The following is a 6,165-nucleotide window of genomic DNA, read 5'->3' as shown; positions in this document are numbered from 1 at the left end:
GACCGGCCGGCTCGATCTCTGGCGCTTCTATGCCAGGCGCGCGCGGCGCCTGCTGCCGGCCGCCATATCAGTCATCATCGCCACGCTCGCCGTGGGCTATTTCATCCTGTCGCCGCAGGAACAGGCGCTCTATTCGCGCGGCGCCATCTATGCCAGCGCCTACACGATCAATCTGTGGCTGCTGCGCTGGTCGTTCGACTATTTCGCCAGCGACGCCGCCTCCAATCCCTTCATCCATTTCTGGTCGCTGTCGGTGGAGGAGCAGTTCTATCTCGTCTGGCCGGCCCTGCTCGTGCTCGCCGCCTGGCTGCGCCCGGGCCGGCGCATGGCCGTGGCGGTGATCGCCGTTGCCGGCCTCGCCTCCTTTGTCGCCTGCCTGTGGCTCACCAGCTTCTCGCCGGCCTGGGCCTTCTACTTCTCGCCACTGCGCGCCTGGGAGTTCGCCGCCGGCGGCCTGGCGACCCTGGTGCCGCCTGCCTATCTCCAGCACCGGCTGCGCGCCATGCAGGGCTGGCTCGGCCTGGCGCTGATCGCGACAGCCTATCTCTGGCTGAGCGAAGACCTGCCCTTCCCCGGCTGGTACGCTCTCCTGCCGGTCGCCGGCACGGTGCTTGTGCTGCTGAGCGGCGCCGGTGTGGAACAAGCCGGCTCCAGCGGCTGGCGGATTCCCTCGCCCGCCGCCTGGCTTTCGCTGGCGCCCTTGCAATGGATCGGCACCCTCTCCTACTCGCTTTATCTCTGGCACTGGCCGGTCATCGTCTACGCCGGCATGCTGGCGCCGGATCTCGGCGTCTGGCAACGCCTCGGCTGCGCCGCGCTGGCGTTTGTGCTGTCGGTGCTGACCTATCGCCTGATCGAAAACCCCGCGCGGCACGTCGACTGGCTGGAGGCGGCCGCGCGCATCTTGCGGTTCAGCACAGGACGGCCCGGCACTGGACAACGCGACGCAAGCGCGGCCGCGAAACCGCGCCGACTCCATCCCGCCCTCGCCCTCGCGCCTGCCCTTGCACTGACCGCCGCCGGCGCGGCCGCGGCCTATGCCAGCGCCCATCTGGCCGCGCGCAATATCGACCCTGCCCAGCGCGGCATCGAGCTGGCGGCCGAGCAGCCCTCCGCCGCGCGCGCCGTGGACGGCAACTGCCTGCTCGACTTCCGCGCCGTGAAGCCCAAACCCTGCAGCTTCGGCCCGGCGGATGCCGCCCACACCATCGTGCTGTTCGGCGATTCGCATGCCGACCACTGGTCGACGCCGCTGGTCGAGGCGGCGCGCCGCAACGACACCAAGGTGGTCACCTACCTCAAATCCTCCTGCCGCGCCTCGCGGCTGCCGACCTTCAGCGCGGTGCTGAAACGCGACTACACCGAATGCGACGCCTGGCGCGAGCAGGCGATCGCGGACATCATCCGCGCCAGGCCGCGCCTGGTGGTGATCTCGGAATTCTCGATCGGCAATCTCACCCGCGACATGCCCGCCGCCAGCCGCGCCGCCGAGACAGCGCGCTGGCAGGCGGGCCTGCGCTCCACCTTGCAGGCCTTCAGCCAGGCCGGCGTCGAGACGGCCGTCATCCGCGACACACCGATCAGCGACAGCTTCGCCGATTCCTGCGTTGCCCGCGCGCTCTGGTGGCGCGAACCGCCCTCGCGCTGCGACACGCCAAGAGCGCAGGCCGCCAACGACAACGCCGCCGCGCAGGAGCGCGCCGTGGTCGAAAGCGTGCCCGACACGCGCTATGTCGACCTCACCGACCGCTTCTGCAACAATGCCATGTGCCACGTGTTCATCGACGGCAGGCTGGCGTTCCGTGACAGGCACCATCTGGCGACCGCCTTCGCCGAAACGCTGGAAGCGCCGCTGGAGAAGGCGCTGTTTTAGGGGGCGTGGCTCTCCCTTCTCCCCCTGTGGGAGAAGGTGCCCGAAGGGCGGATGAGGGGTGTTCCAGGAAACACCAGCGTCTCACTCCGCCGGAACACCCCTCATCCGACCTCGCTTCGCGAGGCCACCTTCTCCCACAAGGGGAGAAGGGAAGATCGCGCTCGGCCACCCTGCACCTCACCGCCCCATCATCATCCCATAGTGCACCGCCAGCAGATCCAGCCCCACCTTCAACAGCTTCGCCACCACATCCCTGCCCTCGCCGGTCTGTTCGGCCACGCTCTTCACCGACTGTTCCAGGCACGCCACTTTCCTGACCACATCGGCCACATCCCAGTGGCCCAGCGCCCTGGTCGCGGCGGCGTGTTTGCGGCCGGCGTCGAGCACGCTGTCGGCGATGCCGCCGGCGCGGCCGCCGTCGACGCGTTCACTCCAGCGCATCGGCTTGATCGTGGCCTGCTGGCTGGACTGGAAATGCTCGCGGTAGCGCAGGCCGGCCTCGCGCTGCTGGCGCGACAGCGAGGTGATGCCGACCAGCGGATCGACGCTGCGCACCCGCACGATGCCGCCGGTGGAGGTGTAGCCGTCATTCGACACCTCGTAGACGCGCCGCGCCTCCGCCGTGCCGGTCGCCAGCCGCTGGCGTCCGAAAGCGTCGTCGCGCAGCGCGAAATCATGGCCGACTTCGCGGCGGATGCGCACCTGCTCGGCCTCGCCTTTCGGCAGTTTCGGCGCCTGAGGCTTGGCGGCTCTGGTTTTCCTGGGCATGGGATGGCTCCTGTTGGGTGGGTGTTTCGGACTGTGAGGCTGGCGATCCTTCGCGCCCCCCTCTGCCCTGCCGGGCATCTCCCCCACGAGGGGGGAGATTGGCGGTTTTGGTCGCCGCGCCCTCTCCGGCAATTTCGGCGATTGGCGAAGGCCATGACGCTGCCAATCTCCCCCCAAGTGGGGGAGATGGCCGGCAGGCCAGAGGGGGGCGCTGTCCCGCCGACCTGTCGGATGATCATCCCGCGACCCTCGTCGCGGTTACTTGCCCCGCCCGTCTCTCCATCAGCTCGCGCATCAGCCGCCGTTCGCGCACCTCGATGCAGAGCTGCGCGCTTGAGGGGCAGAACTGGGCGTTGCCGCCTTTCACCTCGCCGCGCACGAAGCGCTGGATGGCGGCGGTGAGATCGGCGAGCTCGGCCTCGCGCACCGCGCCGAGATAGCCGCGCAGTTGCGCGTCGACGTCAGTCAGGGCGGATTGCGGGAAGCAGGCGAACATCGCCGCCAGCGCCTTCGTCGCTTGCTGCAGTTCGGCCGCGGTCATGGATCCTGATCTCCTCGATGATGGCGTTGGCGGCGTCGGCATGGGTTTTCGGCCGCACCCAGCCGGGCGGTTTCTTCGGTCGGGCCGGCCCTGAAGCCAGATCGCGCCTTTCATCACCCCCGATCGAAACCGGGCCGCTTACGCGCGCCCCGCGCGCTGAAAAAGCGGGAGCTTTTTCATTCTGGTTTCTGGACTCTGGAGAATGCCGCGCCAAAGCACCGGCATTTGCCGGCGCATGCGCCTTTATTTTCAACGCGGTGGCGGCCCCGCCGCGCGCGCCGGCGGAGGCTCTCGCCTTGCTCTTGGCCTGCGCCTTGAGCAACTCCCTGGTCAATCGCTTGTGGCCGATCTCGCCCGCCTCGCGCTCGAAGAAGCCCAGGAGATCGGCGCTGATGGCGCGCCAGCGCTTCAGCGAAAGCCGCGCCACCCGCGCGAGCTTGGCGTCATCGTCGGGCAGCCGGCCGCCGGCATTCCACATCGCCATCAGGATGAGCATGTAGGCGCCGATCTGTTCGGTGGAGAGCGGCAGCGTGTCGCCGACGAAATCGGAGACGTAAAGTTGCATGAAGGGCCGCTCGCTCATGCTGGCCTCCGCGCCGGCATGTCCTGACAGATGGAACAACCGGCCGGCCCGCACGTTGTCCCGCGTCCATTCCAAAGGGAGGTTTGCCGATGACGGCGTTCATGCCGGTTACGCTGCGCTTTTGCGACAACAAGACCATGCTGGTCGGCTCGGTGGCGGACGCCGAGACTGCGCTTGCGCGCCAGTGGCCCGACAAGACCGCGCCGGATTATCTGGGCGCCGCAAGGCTGGTCAAGCTTGCCGTCGAAGGCACATGCTGCCCGCGCACCGCCTTCGAGGCCTTCTGCAAAACCGCCCGGCGCCAGGGCATAATGGTCATCAAGCCGAGAAGCCGCGCGCATGACTGGCTCGACGCCGCCGCCAGCCCGTGAAACCCCAGCCCATGAGACCGACGTGAAACGGATGCAACCGCCAGCCGGGCAAGTGCGTTTATAAGGGTAGGCTTGAAAGCCGCGCATGACGCGGTTCCGGGAAAGGTGTAGACTGGCTTTCCCACAGGGACTGCGTGAGAACAAAGCGACGGGGCGCGTTCGCGCCGAACGAGAAATCGCCCTGCCGCCAGACCAAGGGTGAGCGCCGTGGGTACGATGAGAACACCGCTGAAAGTGAGCCTGGACGGACATGTCGAGGAGATCGACAGCGTCAGCGACGCCGCCGATTTCCTGCAGCGCTGGCCGATCGAGCGGCGCGGCCATGTCTATCGCAGCGCGCTCAACGCCTGCAGCGCCGCGATCGCCGCGCAGATATCGGAAGCCGACGCCCTCAAGGCCTTCACCGGCTTTGCCCGCGTTGCCAATATCCTGGTCGACGCCGGCGGCCCGGCCATGCGGCTGGAGGCCAGGAGCGTGCAGAGCCGCATGCCCAAACAGGGCCGGCAGATGCCGAAGTAAGCAAGGTTTCAAGGACGGCTACTCCCGATATTATTGCGACGCCGGACAGTGGCGACGGCGTTGGCGCAGGCTTCTTTCTCCCCGTTTACGGGGAGAAATGCCCGGCAGGGCAATGAGGGGCGGCGCTGCCCTTGGGCGACTTACGCTGTCAGACTGCCACCCTCTGAATCCGATGCGTCGGCGCCGCCCCTCATCCGCCTGCCGGCACCTTCTCCCTGTGAACGGCAGGGCAATCGCATATGGATTCTTGCGATGGATTCTTGCGAAGGGGACCCCCACCCTAACCCTCCCCACAAGGGGAGGGAACGCTGCCGCGCGCCCTATCCATCTTCATGTTGAGGATCGAAACCTCACTCTCGGCCACAATCAGCGCCGGCCAAGTCTCCCTCCCCCTTGTGGGGAGGGATTAAGGGTGGGGGTCAATCTTCGTAAAAAAACCATATGCGATTGCCCTGCCGTGAACGGGGGAGAAGGGAGCATGCTTCAAACCGGCTCGCAGACACGGCGGCGAAAGCGGGCCTCGTGATAGGCGCAGTAGCTTTTCAGCGCCCTGACGCGCATGCCGCAGCACAGCATGTCGGCGCCCGGGCGGCCGCCCGGCGCATCGTCTTGCGGGTTCTCTTCCAGCGTCAGGTCGAGCGGCGCGCGGCAGCGGCCGGGCAGGCAGTCGATGAAGCGCATGGCGACGCCATGCGGCTGGCGGCCGATCGGACCGCGCTGCGGGGCGGGCACCTTGAAGCGATAGGCCTCGCCGTCGGCGATCAGCACGCCCACCTCGCGCACGAACAGGCGCGGCGGCAGCCAGGCCGGCGAAGCGTCACGCCTTGACCGGGCCTTGGGTTTGCGAGCGGCGATGGCGTTGCGCCCGGCTCCATGCAACTCTTTGGCCTTTGGGCAGTCAGCCGCCTTGTCACCAGCCTTGATCTTTGCCGATGCTCCGGCCGCCCGCTTGCCCGTGGATCGCCCGTCCTTATCCCGCCCGCTGGCGGCCTGCCTCGCGATCGGCAGCCTCCCCTTGCCGTTGGCAAAGCCGATGGCGCCCAGCATGGGGTTGCGGTGGACGATGCCGATAATGGCGTTGCGCGAGACCGGGCCGCCGCGCAGCGCGCTGAACGCCGTCGCGATCCCGGAGGCCGAAAGTCCTTCGCCCAGCCAGCGGGCGATCTCCTGCAATTCGGCGTCGCTGTAGCTTGGCATTGTCGGCCTCCGTCCAGGGTTCAGCCTTCGGCCGCGCGGGCAGCGCGCCGTCGGGCAAGCGTCAGGGTTTGGGCATCAGGGCCCGGCCTCCGGGTCAGCGGAGCCGTGGTTGGGTGTTTGGCGGTCGGTGTCCGGGCTCAGCCGGGTGGCGGCGCCTGTCCGGCGGCGAGGCGCGCAAGCCGCGCCTCGGCTGTCTGCCGGTCGGGAGCCGAAACCGCCCTGCCCGTCATCGGCTCGAACAGGATGACGGTGCCGTCCTGGGTGCGGATGCAGGTGCGAGCGAACGGACCGATGGCACTGGCGCCGCGCGGGC

Annotated in this window: 7 protein-coding genes; 3 read left to right on the top strand and 4 right to left on the bottom strand. The window is 68.1% G+C overall.

Annotated elements, in window-relative coordinates; translation table 11 throughout:
* A partial coding sequence (locus tag J0I79_RS02635) for an acyltransferase family protein (RefSeq protein WP_292855174.1) occupies nucleotides 1-1,873 on the top strand: 1,873 nt, incomplete at its 5' end.
* A 177-nt stretch (nucleotides 1,874-2,050) separates the two neighbouring features.
* On the opposite strand, the gene J0I79_RS02630 is transcribed toward J0I79_RS02635, so the two are convergent.
* The 3 genes from J0I79_RS02630 to J0I79_RS02620 form a co-directional block, all read right to left on the bottom strand.
* Nucleotides 2,051-2,641, bottom strand: a complete 591-nt coding sequence (locus J0I79_RS02630; RefSeq protein ID WP_292855173.1) for a DUF6456 domain-containing protein — start codon at nucleotides 2,639-2,641, stop codon at nucleotides 2,051-2,053.
* 235 nt (nucleotides 2,642-2,876) lie between these two features.
* On the bottom strand, nucleotides 2,877-3,182 hold the full coding sequence (locus J0I79_RS02625; RefSeq protein ID WP_292855172.1) for a hypothetical protein: 306 nt from the start codon (nucleotides 3,180-3,182) through the stop codon (nucleotides 2,877-2,879).
* Nucleotides 3,103-3,765 (bottom strand): DUF1376 domain-containing protein, encoded by a 663-nt coding sequence (locus J0I79_RS02620; RefSeq protein ID WP_292855171.1) that lies wholly within the window; start codon nucleotides 3,763-3,765, stop codon nucleotides 3,103-3,105. Before J0I79_RS02620 ends, J0I79_RS02625 begins: the two co-directional genes overlap by 80 nt.
* Before the next feature lie 89 nt (nucleotides 3,766-3,854).
* Here J0I79_RS02620 and J0I79_RS02615 point away from each other — a divergent pair, with 89 nt between their 5' ends.
* Both J0I79_RS02615 and J0I79_RS02610 read left to right on the top strand, forming a co-directional pair.
* A complete protein-coding gene (locus J0I79_RS02615) occupies nucleotides 3,855-4,136 on the top strand; it encodes a DUF982 domain-containing protein (protein WP_292855170.1) in 282 nt (93 codons plus the stop codon).
* 216 nt (nucleotides 4,137-4,352) lie between these two features.
* Entirely contained in the window at nucleotides 4,353-4,655 is a 303-nt protein-coding gene (locus tag J0I79_RS02610; protein ID WP_292855175.1) for a DUF982 domain-containing protein, read from the top strand.
* 483 nt (nucleotides 4,656-5,138) lie between these two features.
* Here the strand turns inward: J0I79_RS02610 and J0I79_RS02605 are convergent, their stop codons facing one another.
* Nucleotides 5,139-5,852, bottom strand: a complete 714-nt coding sequence (locus J0I79_RS02605) for a GcrA cell cycle regulator (protein WP_292855169.1) — start codon at nucleotides 5,850-5,852, stop codon at nucleotides 5,139-5,141.
* Between the last annotated feature and the right edge of the window lie 313 nt (nucleotides 5,853-6,165).

Origin of the sequence: Mesorhizobium sp., assembly GCF_017306585.1 — a bacterium.
Classification (GTDB): domain Bacteria; phylum Pseudomonadota; class Alphaproteobacteria; order Rhizobiales; family Rhizobiaceae; genus Mesorhizobium.
This window is presented reverse-complemented; position numbering and strand designations above follow the sequence as displayed.

Coding starts and splice junctions, on each gene's coding strand:
- J0I79_RS02630 (WP_292855173.1), bottom strand. CDS start 2,641: ATGCCCAGGAAAACCAGAGCCGCCAAGCCTCAGGCGCCGAAACTGCCG.
- J0I79_RS02625 (WP_292855172.1), bottom strand. CDS start 3,182: ATGACCGCGGCCGAACTGCAGCAAGCGACGAAGGCGCTGGCGGCGATG.
- J0I79_RS02620 (WP_292855171.1), bottom strand. CDS start 3,765: ATGAGCGAGCGGCCCTTCATGCAACTTTACGTCTCCGATTTCGTCGGC.
- J0I79_RS02615 (WP_292855170.1), top strand. CDS start 3,855: ATGACGGCGTTCATGCCGGTTACGCTGCGCTTTTGCGACAACAAGACC.
- J0I79_RS02610 (WP_292855175.1), top strand. CDS start 4,353: ATGAGAACACCGCTGAAAGTGAGCCTGGACGGACATGTCGAGGAGATC.
- J0I79_RS02605 (WP_292855169.1), bottom strand. CDS start 5,852: ATGCCAAGCTACAGCGACGCCGAATTGCAGGAGATCGCCCGCTGGCTG.